Source organism: Streptomyces xanthophaeus (assembly GCF_000725805.1).
Taxonomy (GTDB): Bacteria; Actinomycetota; Actinomycetes; order Streptomycetales; family Streptomycetaceae; genus Streptomyces; species Streptomyces xanthophaeus.
In genome coordinates this window covers 312361-328340 of sequence record NZ_KL647137.1, presented here as the reverse complement: position 1 = coordinate 328340, position 15980 = coordinate 312361, and the positions used below count along the sequence as shown (strand labels likewise).

Genomic DNA, 15980 nt, shown 5'->3' with positions numbered 1-15980 from the left:
GGTGGAGATGTCGCAATCCACACCGAACCCGGAGGCCCTCACCCATTTCAAGAACCCAGCACGCGTGTCACCAACGTCCCGGGACAACACACCTAGACGCCGACGTGGATGTACGAGGCCCACAGCGACGGGAACCAGACGTACCGGGAGTGCAGTTCGGCCACGGCCGCGTGCAAGGCGTGGGCCGCGTGGTCGTGGCCGGCGCTGGCGCCGCCCGGCTGCTGCGGACCCCCGGCGAGAGCCGCGTAGAAGGACTCGGCCACCTCCGGGGCCAGTTCGTCGGCCACCGGCCACAAGGTGCCCACCACGTGCCGGAACCCGGCCAGTTGGAAGGCTCCGGTGATGTGGATCGCCTCGTCTACCAGGCCCTGCCACGTCCGTGACGGTCAGCGGGCTCGTCGCGTGGTCGTACGTCAGGATCCGGCAGGCCGAGGGGTCCTGCGGGTCGGCCACGGCATGGCAGGCGAAGTGGGCGGAGGGGGCGTGGCGCAGGGCCTCCAGCACGTTGTCCCGGGTCACCGCCTCGTCGGCAAGGGCCACGGGCCCGCGCGGGCCCGCCAGGTGGCGTCCGACCGTGAGGGCCTCGGCCGCCGCGTTCGGCAGCGCCCCCTGCCCCGGCGTACGGGACATGGTGACGACCAGCGGTCGGGCGCCGGACCGGGCGGCGGGCACCCGCCTCGCCCGCGCGTGGTGGAGGGCGGCGACGGTCGGGGTGTACGAGGACACCGCCCGGTCCAGTGCGCAGCGCGGGCGGTCCGGGTCGGCGCGCGGTCCGTGGTACCCGGCCGCGTGCAGGGGCAGGAAGGCCAGCGGGCCCTGGGGGCACCACCAGACGCGCCCGGGCGCCGCGCCGGTTCCGGCGGACGGGGTTCCGGCGGGCGCGGTGGCGACGGGCGCGGTGGCGGCGAGGCGTTCGAGCACGGGTCCGGTCACCGTGTCCCACAGCCATTCCAGCAGTTCCGCGACGGTCTCCTGACGAGCCGCCACTGCGCTGAGCCCCGCCGCCCCGGAGCCCGGGGCGTTGACGGCGCCGAGGAACCGGGCGACGCGGTCGTGCACCTCTTCCAGGGTGGTCCGCAGCGGAACGACCTCGACGGCGCCGTCGGCCACGATCATCGCGTCGCAGCGGATGCTGATGTTGATCACCACGACCGGGCCGTTCCCGGCCCGGCGCACGATGTCCGCGGCGGACGGCGGACGCAGGAAGCCGTCCATGCCGGGCAGGGCCCGGATCTGTGCCATGAGCAGGTCCCATTCGATCTCGCGGACCCGCATCCGCTCCACCGCCTCCCGCATCAGCCCCTCGGGTTGCACCGCGGCCGTGACCGGATCGGGGTCCTGGGCATCCCGTAGGCGTACGAAACGTTCGGCGAGCTCCGGGGCCCGCTCCCGCAGCCGGGCCACATCGGTGTCCCGGGAGCGCAGGAGCCGGCCGAGCAGCACGCCGCGCCCGTGTTCGAGGACCTCCAGGGCCTGTTCGGGCCGGCCCGCCTGGAGTGCGTAGGCGGCGGCCTCGGCGGCCAGTCCGTGCTCGCGGGCCAGGACGTACTGCTGGTCCGTTCGGGTCAGGTCGCGCGCGGCCAGCCGGGGCAGCATCCGCACCGCTTCGGTCAGCCAGTGCCGCGCGCCCTCCCAGTCGTGCCGGGTGCCGCAAACCTGTCCGAGCGTGGCCCGGGCCCTGAGCCTGGCGTGGACGGGTGCGGTGTCCACCGCCACGGCTCCGAGCGCCACCGTGTGGGCCTCTTCGAGCAGTTGGCCGTCCTCCGTCGCCAGGGAGAGCTTGTGCAGGGCCTCGGCGAGTGCGCTCCGCGAGGCGATCTGGGCGGGATGGCCGGGCGGGTAGCCGGCGATGAGCGTGCGCAGCAGTTCGACGCACTCCTCCAGGTCGGCCACGTCCCCGAGGACATCGGCGCGCGAGCGCAGGGCCTCCGCCAGCTGGAGCACGGTGATCCGGTTGTGGTCGGAGCGGCCCGGCCGCAGGGCGAGGGCCTGGCGCAGCAGTCCCACGGCCTCGTCCGCGTCGGCGGGGCCGGTCCCGCCGTCGGTGTCGTGGCGCAGCCGGAGCAGGAGGGCGAGGTTGCCGAGCAGGGCGGGCCTGGTCGAGTCCCCGGCGCGGGAGGCCCGGAGCGCCTCGCGCTGGGTCGCGACCGCTTCGTCGAGGTGGGGGCGGTGGGCGGTGTGCTGGTAGCGGGCCAGTTGGGCGCTGCTGAGGGTGGCCAGCACCGGGGCGCGTTCCGGGTCCCCGGCCGGCAGGGCCGTCAGGGCGTGCGCCAGGTGGTCGGTGCACAGGTCGAGGTCTGCGAGGTCGTGCCGGGTGTGGAAGCGTTCCATCAGGCTCTGGCCGAGGGCCGCGTGCAGGGCGGCGTAGTTGTGGTCCTGCGGCGGGGCGTCCCGTACGGCCTCGCGGCGCAGGGCGATGGCTTCGTCGAGGTCCGCCGGGGAGCCCGTGCGCTGGTGGCGGACGAGGAGCTGGGAGGCGAGCAGGGAGGCGGCGGCCCTGCTGTTGCCCGCGCAGCTCTCGTGCAGGCCGAAGGCCTCGACGGCCGCGCGCAGCCGTGCGACGGCCGCCGCGGAGTCGGCGGGATCGTCCGTCAGCTCGTGGCGGCCCGCGTGCGCCTTGCCCAGTTCGCACAGGACGACGCCGTGGTTGATGTCCTCGTACGGGAGGTCGCGCAGGGCCGTCTGCAGGGTCCGTACGGCCCGGTCGGCCCACCGGACCTGGCCTGAGAGTTCGGCGCGCAGCAGGGCGAGCCCGGCCACCCGGACCGTCACCATCAGACGGTAGGTGGCGTCGAAGGAGTCCTCCGCGTCCGCTTCCAGGAGGTGCTGGAGCAGGGCGACGGCCTCGTCCAGTTCCCCGAGCCGGCCGTCGATGCGGAACAGGTCGGCCAGCCATGACGCCAGGTTCACGGTCTGCTGCCACCGTGGGGTCCCGCCGTCCCGCAGGACGTCGTCGCGGACCCGGCGCAGCAGGGCGACCGCTTCGTCGAGGGCCGTCCGGTCGCGGGTGAGGCGGTACCACTGCTCCAGGTACGCGGCCAGGTTGGTGCGCCGGGCCTCCTCTTCCGGGCTGCCGGGCGGGGTCCGGCCCAGCGCGAGGCGCTGCGCCCCGAGGGCCTCCTCCAGGTGGTCCGGATTCCCGGAGAGCTCGTAGAGGTCGCCCAGGGCCTCGGCGAGTGCGCCGGCTTGGGCGGCCGGTTCGGCGGGCCCCTGCGAAGGCATCCGCACGGAGGTGCGCAGCAGGCCGACGGCCTCCTCCAGCGGGCCGGGCTCGCCGGTGTGCTGGTGCAGCCGCCGCAGCGCGCGGCCCAGGCCGTACAAGTAGCTGGCCCGGTACGGCTGTTGCGCGGGGGCGGCGGCGAGCGCACGCCGGTAGAGGTCGACGGCCCGCTCCAGCGTGGGCAGGTCGCGGGTGTGCCGGTACAGGTGGTCCTCGGCGTTGGCGAGGTTCCTCAGGTGGATGTCCCAGCCCGGGGTCGCCTCGGAAGCGGCCGCCACGGCCCGGCGGTTGAGGTCGCGCGCCCGCCGCAGTGCGGCGAGGTCCCCGGTGCGGAGGTAGACCTCCATCTCCCTCAGGCCGCGGCGGTGCAGCGCGTCGACGGACTCCCCGGACGGCCGCTCGGAGCGGGTCGCATCGTCAGCCATGCCGACACGGTACCGATGCGGCGGGGTCACCGGGGCACGGTCGGTACGGAGCCTGGTGCGGCTCGGTGCCCGGTGCCGCCCGGGTCTCAACCCGGCGCAGCGGCGGGCGGGTCGGGGGGATGTTCGTAGCGGGTGGGCGGCGGCACGCCCTGGCGCCAGTGCAGGCACAGGGCCTCTGCGAGGGTCCGCTCCTGGTCGAGGGTGTCGGGCAGCGGCAGGTGGAGGGCCTCCAGCAGATCGAAGCGGTGCAGGTCGATCGCGGCGCGGACGGCGTCCCCGTAGGCGAGGGCCGCCTGCACCGCGCCGTGGTAGGCGAGTGCGGCCACCGCGGCGGGCACCAGGGCGAGCAGCAGCCACCAGCCCGAGCGGGCCAGCAGCGCGGCGCTGACCAGGGCGGTCACCGCGCCGGTGGCGCAGAGCCGGGCGGCGCCGTCGAGGGAGTCGCGGCAGTCGTCGACCACGGCGCGCGAGCGGTCCCCGAGGACCGGGTACAGCCGCGGCCAGGCGACGGCGGCGTCCCAGCCGTGGTCGCGGCCGGCGGTGTCCCGCAGCGCCGCCAGGACGTTGCCGAGGGCGGTGGGCCGCAGGAGGTGTTCGGGGAGGGGGTACCTCAGGCGCAGCCGGGCCGCCGCGGCGCCCGCCCGTTGCACCAGTTCGGGTGACGGGTCGTGCGGGAGTCCGGCCTGTTCGGCGCGCCGGGCCAGCCTGTCCTTCCTGCGGCGTTGCAGCCTCCGGCAGGGCCCGGCACCGAGCGCGTCGGGCCAGCCGCCCTCCAGGATCCGCATGACGACGACCTGGAAGGGCTGGAAGACGAGGGCGACCAGGGTGGTGCCCAGTGCGATCCACACCGCCTCCCCGGCGGTGACACCGGTGGCGGTGCGCCAGGCGCGCCGCACGGAGACCTCGCTGCCGGGTGCGCCCGCCCAGATCAGCAGGAGCACGAACAGCGCTGCCGCGTAGGTCGGCAGGTAGGCCACCGAGAAGAACCGGACCGAGCCGTCGAGCGGTTTGGGGACCGCCGGGGCGAGGCTCACGCCGGGATCACCCCAGTTCCATCGGTCCGTGGTCGCCGGCCCGGCACACCGGGCGGTACCGGTCGTCGTAGAAGGCGGTGTAGGCGCGGCTGCCGCAGGAGGCGCAGCGGAAGGCGATCACGCTGAACCGGGTGGATTCCCCGGGCACCGTGGCGCGCGCCTCGTCGCCGGGCCCGCGCGGGGTGATCCCGAGGACGATGCGCGCGTAGGAGCGCGAGGTGGCGCCCGCCTCCTCGTCCCCGACGACGAGCAGGACGCGGTCCAGCAGCTCGTGGGCGGCGAGCACCCGGCCGAGGGCCTCGGCCGCGTCGTCCAGGGACGTGCCGGCGGGCAGCTCCAGGCGCGGGGCCCCTTCGCTTTCGGCCCTCGGATCCACCAACATGCCGTAGCTCATGCGCTGTTGCCGCCCTCCGCCGATGCCTTCGTCCGTCCGCAGGTGCACCGACTGTACCGGCCGTGCGTCCCGCCCTCCCGTGTGTCGCAGCACCCGATCGCGGTCCGCAAGGGCGTGGCCCTGTTCGACGAGGGCGGGGGCCCGTCCCGTTGAGGCCGGTCTCCTGCGAAACCTTCCGGTCCGGCGTGCTCAACCTCCACAGCGCCCCCGCGGAACCGGCCGCGCCGTTCACCCGTACGGACGACCTCCGGTGCATGCCCCGCCGGACCGCGCGTTCACCCGGCGGGGGCGCGCGACGCCACCCGGGCGATCACCGTGCCGAGGCCGAGGAGGAGCAGGGCGGACAGTGCGGCAGGCCAGGGGGCGGTCCCGCCCTCCAGGGCCGGGGACGCCCGGCGGCCCGGATCGTAGGCGACCCGGACCGCCTCGCCCTCGGCCGCGACCGGCCGGTCGTCCTTCAGCTCTGCGGGGTAGCCGCCGGGACAGCGGAGCGCGAAGCGGTAGACGGTCTTCCCGGAGGGAGCACCCTCGCCGAAGGACCCCTGGACCTCGGTGCGGACCTGCCCCACGACGCAGTCGGCGACCTCGGCACGCGCGGTCGCCTGCTCCACCGCCGTCACCGCCAGCAGCAGCCCCATGGCCAGGAACAGCGCCCCGAAGAACCCGCCGGGCCCGCCCACGAGGAACCAGTACGCCGCACAGGCGGCGGCGAGCAGCACCGCGCCGCCCGCGACCGCGACGGCGGCCGGGGGCGGTGCGGAGCCCGCGAAGCACCAGGCGGCCCACCCCGACACGGCCGCCGCGGCCACGGCGGGCAGGGCCGTGCAGGCCCACCGGATCTTCCCTCGCCCCTCGGACACGGACACCACCTCCGGCAGGAAGGACGCCGGAGAACCCCTGCCGGTTACCGGGGTTACCGGTCGAGCGTGGTGTTGCTGGAGACCGAGCCGTCCGTGCCGGAGACGGTGACCGCGTGGCGGACGCCGTCCGGCCCGAGGACCACGGCGAGCCAGGCGCTTCCGCCGCCCTCCTGCGCGACCACCCGCAGGCTCTCCACCTTCCCGCCGGTCACCGCCGCGGCCGCCTTGTCGGCCGCGTCACCGATGGCCAGCGAGGGCAGCGGCGCGGGGGCGGTACCGGCGGACCCGCCGCGCAGGCCCGGGACCCCGTGCAGGCCCGCGCCTCCGCGCTCCTTGGGGCCGGCCTTCAGCGGCGCACCGTCCTCGCGGGCGGCCTCCTCGCGGCCGTGTCCGGGGCCCACGCCTTCGAGGCGGCGCTCGCCCGGACCCCCGTGGCCCGGCACGGCCCGTACGACGTGCAGGCCGCGGTCCCCGCGCCCGTGGTGGTGCTCGGCCACGGCCACGGCCGCCACGCCACCGCCCACGACCACCACGGCCGCGCCCAGCACCGCCCACCGGGCGCCCTTGCTGCGGGGCACCAGACGGCCGAGGGCGGCGCGCCCCCGGTTCTCGGCCGCGGCCGGGGCACGGTCCGCCGACTGCTGGGGCTGCTCGGGCTGCTCGGGCTGCACGGACGGCGGGATCGACTCAGACATACCGGTACTCCTCTGGACAACCGGGCACAGCGCCCGGCTCGCTGCCCGAGCATGCTGAGCCGATGCTGAAGCCCAGCTGAAGCCACCTGAAGACCTCTTCAGCCTGCCGAAGGCCGGGCCTGAGACCCTGTTCGGCATGCGCGTACTGGTGGTGGAGGACGAACGGCGGCTCGCCGTGGCCCTGCAACGGGGACTTCAGTCGGAGGGCTTCTCGGTGGACGTGGCCCACGACGGGCTCCAGGGCCTGTGGATGGCCACCGAGCACGACTACGACCTGATCGTGCTCGACATCATGCTGCCCGGCCTCAACGGCTACCGCGTGTGCGCCAAGGTGCGCGCGGCGGGCAACGAGTCGGGGATCTTGATGCTCACGGCGAAGGACGGCGAGTACGACGAGGCGGAGGCCCTGGACACCGGCGCCGACGACTTCCTCTCCAAGCCGTTCTCGTACCTCGTGCTGGTCGCCCGGCTCCGCGCGCTCGGGCGGCGTACGGGCCGCCGCCGCCCGCAGGTGATGCACTTCGGCGACCTGGCGCTCGACCCGGCCCGCCGGTCGTGTTCCCGGGGCGGTACGGAGATACGGCTGACCGCGCGCGAGTTCGCCGTCCTGGAGTGCCTGGGCCGTCGCGCCGGGGAGGTGGTGCCCAAACGGGACATCCTGGAGCAGGTGTGGGACAGCGCCTTCGACGGGGATCCCAATGTCCTCGAGGTCCACGTCAGCGCCGTACGCCGCAAGATCGACGCGCCCTTCGGCCGGGCCGCGCTGGAGACCGTGCGCGGCGCCGGGTACCGGCTGGCGGCCGACGGTGGCTGAGCGTCCCCACGTCCGCGACCGGATGCCGTACGAGAGGTTCCTGCACAGCCGCCCGGCCACCGCCCTCGGCAGGCTCCTTGCCGCGGCCCCGGAACGCTGGCCGGTGCTGCGGCGGCTCTGGCCGACCACCGTGCGGGCACGCGCCACCGTGGGCGCCAGCGTGGTCGTAGCGGCGGCCCTGGCGCTCGCCTCGTTCACCCTGCTCGGGCTGCTGGAGGCCAATCTGCTGCGCAACGCGGAGAACGACGCGCGGCGCCAGGCCGACACCGTGGCGCAGCTCGCCGCGGCCGGGAGGCTCGACCGCGCGCGGCTCGTCGCCCGCGGCGTCGAGTTCGTCCAGGTGGTGGGCGCCGACGGCCGCGTCCTGCTGTCCAGCCCCAACCTGATCGGCGTACCCGCGTTCCGGCCGGCCGGGCCCGGGGTGCCGGGGACCCGCCTGCAGACCTGGAAGGCCCACCCGCTGGGCGGCCACCAGCGCCAGCGGGTGGTCCAGGTCATCACCGACACCCCGAACGGCCCGGCCGTCGTCTACGCCGGTGCCTCGCTGCGCGACGTGGACGCGGCCGACGACACCACCACCGCCGCCCTCGTCATCGGCATGCCCCTCCTGCTGGCCACCGTCGCCCTGGTGACCTGGCGGGTCACCGGCCGTGCGCTGAGGCCCGTGGAAGCGATCCGCGCCGAGGTCGCCGCGATCTCCGACCGCGACCTGCACCGCCGGGTCCCGGTGCCGGCCACCCAGGACGAGGTCGCCCGGCTGGCGCAGACCATGAACGACACCCTGGACCGGCTGGAGGACTCCGGGATCCGCCAGCGGCAGTTCATCGCCGACGCCTCGCACGAACTGCGCAGCCCCATCACCGTCCTGCGCACGCAGCTGGAGGTGGCCCTCGCGGTCCGGGACCCCGAACTGTGGCCCGAGCTGATCGGCGGGGCCCTCCAGGACATCGAACGGCTCCAGCACCTCGCGGCGGACCTGCTGCTCCTCGCCCGCATCGACGCCGCCCAGCCCGTCGCCGCCGACCCCCTGGACCTGACCGCCCTGGTGGGCGGGGCCGTTGACGCCCGGCTCGGCGACCGGGTGCCCGTGCACCTGGACCTGGAAGGCGCCGTCGAGATCACCGGGAGCGCGCTGTGGCTGCGCCGCGTGGTCACCAACCTGCTGGACAACGCGCAGCGTTACGCGGACCGGCGGGTGGAGGTCACCCTGCGCACCACGCACGGCGCGGGGTCGCGCACCGCCGTGCTGGAGGTCACCGACGACGGCCCCGGCATCCCCGCGGCCGACCGGGAGCGGGTCTTCGAGCGCTTCACCCGCCTCGACGACTCCCGCAGCCGCGACCACGGCGGGGCGGGCCTCGGGCTGGCCATCGCCCGGGACCTGAGCGCCCATCACGGCGGGACGCTCACCGCCGAGGAGAGCCCGTACGGCGCGCGCCTGGTGCTGCGGCTGCCGGTGGCGCACCGGGCCGACTGACGCTCCCACGGCCGGAAAACAAATCCCGTGCCCCCGGCCCCTCTTCTTCCCTACACTCACACCACGCGCTGCCGACAGGGCACCGCGTGTCCGATGCCGAGCGAAGAGAAGGGGAACCGGGCCATGTGCAAGCACCGCACCGCCGCCGCCGTTCCCCCGTCCCGGTACGACGTGATCCCGGTGTCTCACTAGGCCCGGTGCCGGCTGCGCGGCCGTCACCGCATCCCGTGACGCTCCCTCGGTCCCCGTTCCTCCCGCTGCCTCCGTGCCCCCTGCCCCGGCCCCGTGCCCGGCAGCCGGGCCCCCTGCGGCGGTGGAGGGGCGCCCGCTGCGCCGTCCCGGGCATCGCGCTGCCTGTTTCCACACCGTTCGAAAGGCCTCGGGCCATGCGCACCGACCGACGACCCCTCGTCACCACCGCTCCCACCGCCGTCCGCAACCTGGGCATCCTCGCCCACGTCGACGCCGGCAAGACCACGATCACCGAACGCATCCTGTTCGCCACCGGCGCCATCCACAAGCGCGGCGAGGTCCACGAGGGCACGACCGTCACCGACTTCGACGCCCAGGAACGCGACCGCGGCATCACCATCTTCGCCGCGGCCGTGAGCTGCGCCTGGGGCGGTCACCGCGTCAACCTGATCGACACCCCGGGGCACGTCGACTTCTCCGACGAGGTCGAGCGCTCCCTGCGCGTCCTGGACGGGGCGGTCGCGGTGTTCGACGCCGTCGCCGGGGTCGAGCCGCAGAGCGAGTCGGTGTGGCGCCAGGCGGACCGGCACGGGGTGCCGCGGATCGCCTTCGTCAACAAGCTCGACCGGGCGGGCGCCGACCTGGACACGGCCGTCGCCTCCCTGCGCGAACGCCTGGGCGTCGTACCGCTGGTGGTCCAGCTGCCCATCGGCCGGGAGGACGGCTTCACCGGTGTCGTCGACCTGCTTGAGATGCGTGCGCTGGTCTGGCCCACGGGCGGCGCGGCCGTCGAGCGGGGCCCGGTGCCCGAGCCGCTGCAAAAGGAGGCGCAGCTTCGGCGCCGGCTCCTGGAGGAGACCGTGGCCGAGCTGCACGCGGACGCGCTGGAGGAGTTCTGCGCGGACGGCGCCCTGACCGGGGCGACGCTGGCCCGCGCCCTGCGGGAGCTGACGCTGCGCGGGGACGGCGTGGTCGTGCTGTGCGGCTCGGCGTACCGCAACCGCGGGATCGAGCCGCTGCTTGACGCGGTCCTCGCGTACCTGCCGTCCCCCGCCGACATGCCGCCGGTCCGGGGTACGGCGGGCGGAGCGGATCAGGAGCGCGCCCCCGATCCGGCGGAGCCGTTCGCCGCGCTCGCCTTCAAGGTGACGGCGACGCCGACCGGTCGGCTCACCTACGTACGGGTCTACGCGGGCACGCTCCGCAAGGGCGAGTCCGTCCTGGACGCCGCGACGGGCCGCACCGAGCGGGTCGGGCGGATCCTGCGGGTGCAGGCGGACCGGCACGAGGAACGGGAGGAGGCCCTCGCGGGTGACATCGTCGCCGTGATCGGCCTGAAGGCCGCCCGGGCCGGTACGACCCTTTGTGCCCCGGGGGCACCGCTGGTCCTCGAACCGCCTTCGGTGGCCGAGCCCGTGGTGTCGGTCGCGGTCGAGGCCCGCCGCAGCGTGGACACCGGACGGCTGGCGTCGGCGCTGGCGCGCCTCGTCGAGGAGGACCCCTCCCTGAAGGTGCGCTCGGACGCGGAGACCGGCCAGACCGTGCTGTCGGGGATGGGCGAACTCCACCTGGAGGTCGCGGTGGAGAAGATCCGCCGCGGCCAGGGCGTGGAGGTCGTGGTCGGGCGTCCGCAGGTCTCCTACCGGGAGACCGTGGTGCGCGGGGTGACCGGCCTGGTGTACCGGCACGTCAAACAGGACGGTGGCGCTGGCCAGTTCGCGCACGTCGTCATCGACGTGGAACCGCTGGAGGAGGCAGCGGGCTTTGAATTCCGTTCGGCGGTCGTCGGCGGGCGGGTGCCGCAGGAGTACGCGCGCGCCGTGGAGGCCGGCTGCCGGGACGCCCTCGTGGAGGGACCCCTCGGCGGCTATCCGGTGACGGGTCTGCGGGTCACTCTCACCGACGGGGCGACCCACTCCAAGGACTCCTCGGAGCTGGCGTTCCGGGCGGCGGGGCGGTTCGCGCTGCGCGCGGCCCTGCGCACCGCGGACGTGGAACTGCTGGAGCCGGTGGTGGAGGTGACGGTGACCGTTCCGGAGGACGGCGTGGGAGCGGTGCTCGGTGACCTCGCGGCCCGCCGCGGCCGGGTCTCGGGCTCCACTTCCACGTCCGGGACGGCGGTGGTCACGGCGGCCGTGCCGCTGGCCGAGCTCTTCGGCTACGCGTCGAGGCTGCGCGGCCGGACCCAGGGCCGGGGCACCTTCACGGCCCGGCCCACGGTCCTCGCTCCGGTACCGCCGTCGGTCGCAGCGGTGGTGCTGGGCGGCTAGCCGCACCTGTCCGGCCCTGTTCCGCCCCGTTCCGGCCCTCCGGCCGGGGCGGGGCGGTGACCGGCCCCGGTGGCCGGATCGCGTGCTCGTGGGCCGGGGCCCGTGCGGTCATGATGGCCCGATGGACATACGGGTGGACTTGACACCGGGCCGTCCCGCCTCACCGGAGCGCCCGGCGTCCGCGGGGCGCCCCGGTGAGGCGTACGCCGTGTCGGCCGAGTTCTACGACCTGCTGCACGCCCGCGCCTACCACCGGCACGCACTCGCGCTGGCCGCTCCGGCGGCGGCCGCCCGGATCGGGATCGTCGAGGCCGGCGCGGGCACCGGTCTGGTGACCGGGGTGCTGATCGGCGCCTCGATCGTGCCGGTGCACGCCGTGGAACCCGCGGCGGCGATGCGGGCCGTCCTGCTCTCCCGGCTGCATCCCCCGGCGGGAGGTCCGGCCGGGGACCGGGTGACGGTGCACGCCTGCTCCGCCCTCGACCTGTCGCTCGGCGGCATGGCCGGTCTGGCCGATCTGGCCGTCTGTCTGCGGATGGTGCCCTGCCTGCCGCCCGAGGAGCGGCGCAGGCTGTGGCAGGCGCTGGCCGCACTCCTGGTGCCGGGCGGGCTGCTCTTCCTGGACCGCCCGCCGTCCCGGCTCCCCGCCCATCCCGTCCACCGCGGGCTGGGGCAGGTCCGCCTGGGCATCGACACGTACGGCGGGCAGCTCACCCGGTGCGCCGAGGACGGCCTGATCCGCTACGACTACTCCTACGTGGTGTGCCGTGCGGGCCGGATCCTGCGCCGGGCCCGGGAGACGTTCCTCCTGTGGCCCCTGACGCGGGAAGCCCTCGGCACGGAACTCGCGGCGGCCGGCCTCGTGCTGGAGGAGGACCTGGCGCCGAACCTGCTCCGGGCCCGGCGCGTGGACTGACCGGTCACGGACCCTGCGGGGTCGCAGGAGCCAGGCGGTCGTCCAGTTCGGCGGCGTCGGCGAGGAACCAGGTCTGGCGGCCGCGGTTGCACTCGCGGACGAAGTCGCGCAGGGCCGGACTTGCCGTCGTGTGGCGGGAGATGTCGCCGAGGACGGCGAGGCCCAGACGGTAGTTGGCGAACTTCTGGACGATGTCGCCGGCGACGCGGGTGCTCAGCAGGTAGAAGCTCTCGTCGAAGCGCTCGGCGGGTACCGCGACCCACTGGGCCCCCTGGTAACCGGCGTCGCCGATGAGGTCCAGGGCGTCGCCCTCGCCGCGGATCAGGTCGCCCTCGGCGGGGCACATCAGGACGGGCACGTCGTGGATCGTCTGCAAGGTGGCCATCGGGCGAGGCTACCGCCGGGCGGGAAGGGCCGTCGATCCGTTATCCGACCGGAAGCGGCCGGCTCGCGCCCGCCCCGGCCTGCGGCCACCGGCGGGTGGTGGCGTCCCCCGGTCGGGTCCCGGTGCCGCGTGGCGCGTGCCGTGGCCGTGGCCCATGGGGCACGTTGGTACGCGGCCCGTCGGCGCGGTCCGCGCGGCGGCGGGATCTTCTGGAGGTACGTGGTGGGCGAGGACCGTGAGGATGTCTACGAGCTGGTGTTCGGGGTCGACGGCTCCGGGGAGGTCTCGGACACCGTGGTCGTCGCGCGCACCGCGCAGGCGGGTCCGGGCGGCCATCCCGTCTACGCCGACGACACCGGGATCATCCGTGCCGAGATCAGCGACCAGGGCGAGGTCCGGATGCTGGCCTCGGGAGGCCAGCAGGCCCTGAGCCACCCCGTCCAGGCCCGGCGTCCCACCCGCTGACCAGCCCCCGTCGCCGGGCCGCTCACCTCGGTGGATAGCCTCGGCCCATCCGATCGGGGGGCACCACGTGCACAGCATTCAGTTCGAACTCACCCATGCCGGTTCGCTCCAGGGCCGGCTCGGCAGGATGGGCATCCACGTCTGGTCGGGCTCCGTGCCCGGCCTCGGTCCGGTCGAGCTGACGTCCCCCGCGGAGACGGACGCCCAACGGGAGGAGCTCGGCGCCTGGGTGTCGGGCCACGGGATCCCGCCGATGACCTTCTGGGGCTACGGCTTCCGCGAACTGCCCCGCCTGGCCCGGATCTCGCTGACCGCCGACGGCTGGACGGGCAAGGTCAAGCGCCGCCACCTGGCCGTGACGGCGCGCGGGCGGGCGCTGCGCATCGAGATCGCCGGACGCTCGTACCGCTACCAGGTGCTCGACGGGAAGTGCCGCCATGAGCTGCGGCGCGAGGGCGCCGTCGTCACGATGACGCGCTCGCAGTGGCGCCACCCGCGGAGCATCTCGGGCATCGCCCAGGGCAACGCCGACGGACTGGACATCGGGCTGGCGGTCCTGCTGGAGGGCGCCTACACCCGCAACCTCTCCTTCAGCGGCGCCCTGTACTCCTGGCCCGGGCGTTTCCTGAGCCGCTTGGACCTGCCGGACCTCTAGGTCCGTCGTGGAGTCCAAACCCGCCGGAACCCACCCAGCGTTGATGGGGAATCAACTCCAGTTGATCTACCGGCCGTGAACGGCTAGCGTCTCCCTGAACGCAGCGGTCGGCGAGGGGCCCCACGGGGGTGGGCCCCCTCGCCGACGTGCTCACGCACCGGCGTACGCCGCCCCGGGTCGGCCCCGGGCTCGACCGCCAGGGCCCGCGAGATCGACCCGAGGAGGTCACGGTCCCCCGCCTCCGCCGCCCGCACGGCGGCCGCCGCGAGGACGCCTTCCTCCGCCGAGGCAGGCGCCTCGCGGGCCCGGGCGTCGCCCGCGGCCGTGAACATGGCGGCGAGGCCCGCAGCCACCGCTTCGCGCTCCCCCGCCCCTCGCACCCGGCTCTCCCGGTAGGCGCGCTCGCGTACGGCGTCCGAGCAGTGGCCGCCCAGTTCGAGCATCCAGTCGTGGATGGTGGTCATCCGGTAGAGCAGCACCTGCTCGGGTCCCGCGTACCAGGACGGCGGAAGGAACATCGTGCGCCCGGGGGTGGGACGGGAACGCCGGACCAGACGCCACAGCGGCCGCAGGGCGGCGAGAGAGAGCAGGGGCCGCCAGACCCGGTCGATCAGCCCGGGTCCGTACGCCGGCACGAGGAGTCCCACTCCGATCACGGTCCCGCTGGCCGACATGAAGTGCGACAGGACTCCGTTGAGCGCGTCCCAGTCCCGGCCCGCCCAACGGGCGGCGATGGCTGTCAGTTTGACCAGGCCGAAGATGACGTTGCCCAGACCTCCGACCACCAGCACCAGCAGCCCCACCCACAGGGACGTTTCGAGCGCCGTCCTCTCCTCGGGGTCGGCCTTCCTGCCGATGTCGCGCATCCAGCTCCAGCACAGGCCGGTCGTGGCCACGCCGGCGGCCACGTACGCCAGCAGGTAGAGCACGAGCATCTCGCTCACGAACGGCGTGGTCGCGTAGTAGGTGTCGAAGTCCCGGGGCCGCTCCAACGGGACGTCCCCAAGGATGAAGAGCCCCACGAGGGCCGCGATCACCACTGCGCAGCCGGCCTTCCACGCCCGTACGCACCGGCGCGTACGGACGGACTCCGCCGGGTCCGCGCGCCAGTGGACCAACAGCACCAGGGACGCGCACGCATAGGCCGTCATGATGCAGTGGACGAGGAGGGCGGAGAGGTTGCTGACCCCGGTGATCCGGTTGACCGCGGTGACGGTGGGCGGGGCGGAGAAGAGGAAGCCCGCGCAGGGCAGGAGCAACAGGGCGTTCACCGCCCTGACCGTCGGATCGCGCCACCCCCGCACGAGCGCCGGCGACTTCACCAGCACGGCAAGGCCCAGCACCGCGGCGGGGATGTAGTAGTTGGCGCCGTCTTGCATCGTCAGCGTCCCAGGGCCGCCCGGATGCGCCCGACCATCGCGTCGGGCGGCGTACTGCTGCGTGCGCCGACGAGGAAGGGCAGGAACTTCGCGGCCAGCAGCCGTCCGAACCTCTCCGCGCGCCGCTCCTCTTCGAGGTCGTAGTCAGTGCGCGCGGAGACGTACGACACCGCGTCACCGAGGTTCCACCGGTCTCCGAGCACGCGCGCCGCCGCGGCGACGGCCCGGTCGCTTCCGCCGGTTCCGTCGGTTCCTTCGGTTCCGTTCGCGTCGCGGCGGCCGAGGCTCGCCTCTTTGCGGTGCCACAGCTCGTGCCCCAGGATCACCATCTGGTGGAGCGGCAGCGTGTTCTTCTCGACGGCGACCACTTCGTGATCGCCCAGGTCGATCCACAGCCCGCTGACGGTCTCCGGGGGGAACGACTCCAGGAGGAGGCGCACCGGGCGCCCGTCCGTCTCCGTCAGATGCGCGCAGACCGACCGCATCAGGTCATGCGTGGTCTGGTCGACCGGACGCAACGCCCCCGCGAACAGCTCATCGCGATGACGCTTCATCGTGCGGGATGTCATCATCTCGTCCCACATTTCTTCCCCACCCAGACGCAGCTCGGCTCACACCGCGCTTCCCCGACCCATGAACCGTGCGCGGCACTCTGTCAGTTCATATCACTGACACACTCGCCCGTGGCCGTTGCACGACAATGACCGCCGCGACAATAGGACACCGCGGTGGACACAGGCAACACTGGTCGAAGCGCATAGCCCCTGGTCAGGAAGGTTCTCCGGTCCGTCGTCGACGG

At 74.5% G+C, this 15980-nt stretch carries 14 protein-coding genes; 6 read left to right on the top strand and 8 right to left on the bottom strand.

The genetic code is table 11. The features are described 5' to 3' along the window. The 5 genes from IO30_RS0139405 to IO30_RS0139380 form a co-directional block, all read right to left on the bottom strand. Positions 1 to 3645 (bottom strand): CHAT domain-containing protein (locus tag IO30_RS0139405; protein ID WP_031151444.1); only part of this gene is annotated, 3645 nt, incomplete at its 3' end. Positions 3646 to 3731: 86 nt separating this feature from the next. Then, positions 3732 to 4679, bottom strand: a complete 948-nt coding sequence (locus IO30_RS0139395) for a hypothetical protein (RefSeq protein WP_051858807.1) — start codon at positions 4677 to 4679, stop codon at positions 3732 to 3734. Between the two features lie 7 nt (positions 4680 to 4686). Further along, positions 4687 to 5073 carry a hypothetical protein gene (locus IO30_RS0139390; RefSeq protein WP_031151440.1) on the bottom strand — a complete coding sequence of 129 codons (387 nt, stop codon included), beginning with the start codon at positions 5071 to 5073 and terminating at the stop codon, positions 4687 to 4689. A gap of 275 nt (positions 5074 to 5348) precedes the next feature. After that, on the bottom strand, positions 5349 to 5933 hold the full coding sequence (locus tag IO30_RS0139385; RefSeq protein ID WP_157853463.1) for a DUF3592 domain-containing protein: 585 nt from the start codon (positions 5931 to 5933) through the stop codon (positions 5349 to 5351). 53 nt (positions 5934 to 5986) lie between these two features. Then, positions 5987 to 6628 (bottom strand): hypothetical protein, encoded by a 642-nt coding sequence (locus tag IO30_RS0139380; RefSeq protein WP_031151437.1) that lies wholly within the window; start codon positions 6626 to 6628, stop codon positions 5987 to 5989. Positions 6629 to 6764: 136 nt separating this feature from the next. On the opposite strand from IO30_RS0139380, the gene IO30_RS0139375 reads away from it, so the two are divergent. The 4 genes from IO30_RS0139375 to IO30_RS0139360 all read left to right on the top strand — a co-directional run bounded on the left by IO30_RS0139375 (position 6765) and on the right by IO30_RS0139360 (position 12297). Further along, complete coding sequence (locus IO30_RS0139375; protein ID WP_031151435.1) at positions 6765 to 7442, top strand: response regulator transcription factor; 678 nt, start codon at positions 6765 to 6767, stop codon at positions 7440 to 7442. A gap of 106 nt (positions 7443 to 7548) precedes the next feature. After that, positions 7549 to 8919, top strand: a complete 1371-nt coding sequence (locus IO30_RS0139370) for a sensor histidine kinase (protein ID WP_031151434.1) — start codon at positions 7549 to 7551, stop codon at positions 8917 to 8919. A gap of 386 nt (positions 8920 to 9305) precedes the next feature. After that, positions 9306 to 11381, top strand: a complete 2076-nt coding sequence (gene fusA, locus IO30_RS0139365) for an elongation factor G (protein ID WP_031151432.1) — start codon at positions 9306 to 9308, stop codon at positions 11379 to 11381. A 121-nt stretch (positions 11382 to 11502) separates the two neighbouring features. Then, positions 11503 to 12297: a class I SAM-dependent methyltransferase gene (locus IO30_RS0139360; protein WP_051858808.1), complete on the top strand. Its 795-nt coding sequence runs from the start codon at positions 11503 to 11505 to the stop codon at positions 12295 to 12297. Between the two features lie 4 nt (positions 12298 to 12301). Here the strand turns inward: IO30_RS0139360 and IO30_RS0139355 are convergent, their stop codons facing one another. After that, positions 12302 to 12682 carry a DUF4180 domain-containing protein gene (locus IO30_RS0139355; RefSeq protein ID WP_031151429.1) on the bottom strand — a complete coding sequence of 127 codons (381 nt, stop codon included), beginning with the start codon at positions 12680 to 12682 and terminating at the stop codon, positions 12302 to 12304. Between the two features lie 222 nt (positions 12683 to 12904). Here IO30_RS0139355 and IO30_RS0139350 point away from each other — a divergent pair, with 222 nt between their 5' ends. Both IO30_RS0139350 and IO30_RS0139345 read left to right on the top strand, forming a co-directional pair. Continuing rightward, a complete protein-coding gene (locus IO30_RS0139350; protein ID WP_031151427.1) occupies positions 12905 to 13147 on the top strand; it encodes a DUF6296 family protein in 243 nt (80 codons plus the stop codon). A 67-nt stretch (positions 13148 to 13214) separates the two neighbouring features. Beyond that, entirely contained in the window at positions 13215 to 13802 is a 588-nt protein-coding gene (locus IO30_RS0139345; protein WP_051858809.1) for a hypothetical protein, read from the top strand. An 83-nt stretch (positions 13803 to 13885) separates the two neighbouring features. On the opposite strand, the gene IO30_RS0139340 is transcribed toward IO30_RS0139345, so the two are convergent. Beyond that, on the bottom strand, positions 13886 to 15181 hold the full coding sequence (locus IO30_RS0139340; RefSeq protein ID WP_051902862.1) for a DUF6545 domain-containing protein: 1296 nt from the start codon (positions 15179 to 15181) through the stop codon (positions 13886 to 13888). Positions 15182 to 15183: 2 nt separating this feature from the next. Next, positions 15184 to 15765: a hypothetical protein gene (locus IO30_RS0139335; RefSeq protein WP_051858811.1), complete on the bottom strand. Its 582-nt coding sequence runs from the start codon at positions 15763 to 15765 to the stop codon at positions 15184 to 15186. Between the last annotated feature and the right edge of the window lie 215 nt (positions 15766 to 15980).

Coding starts and splice junctions, on each gene's coding strand:
- IO30_RS0139390 (WP_031151440.1), bottom strand. CDS start 5,073: ATGAGCTACGGCATGTTGGTGGATCCGAGGGCCGAAAGCGAAGGGGCC.
- IO30_RS0139380 (WP_031151437.1), bottom strand. CDS start 6,628: ATGTCTGAGTCGATCCCGCCGTCCGTGCAGCCCGAGCAGCCCGAGCAG.
- IO30_RS0139375 (WP_031151435.1), top strand. CDS start 6,765: ATGCGCGTACTGGTGGTGGAGGACGAACGGCGGCTCGCCGTGGCCCTG.
- fusA (WP_031151432.1), top strand. CDS start 9,306: ATGCGCACCGACCGACGACCCCTCGTCACCACCGCTCCCACCGCCGTC.
- IO30_RS0139360 (WP_051858808.1), top strand. CDS start 11,503: ATGGACATACGGGTGGACTTGACACCGGGCCGTCCCGCCTCACCGGAG.
- IO30_RS0139355 (WP_031151429.1), bottom strand. CDS start 12,682: ATGGCCACCTTGCAGACGATCCACGACGTGCCCGTCCTGATGTGCCCC.
- IO30_RS0139340 (WP_051902862.1), bottom strand. CDS start 15,181: ATGCAAGACGGCGCCAACTACTACATCCCCGCCGCGGTGCTGGGCCTT.
- IO30_RS0139335 (WP_051858811.1), bottom strand. CDS start 15,765: ATGTGGGACGAGATGATGACATCCCGCACGATGAAGCGTCATCGCGAT.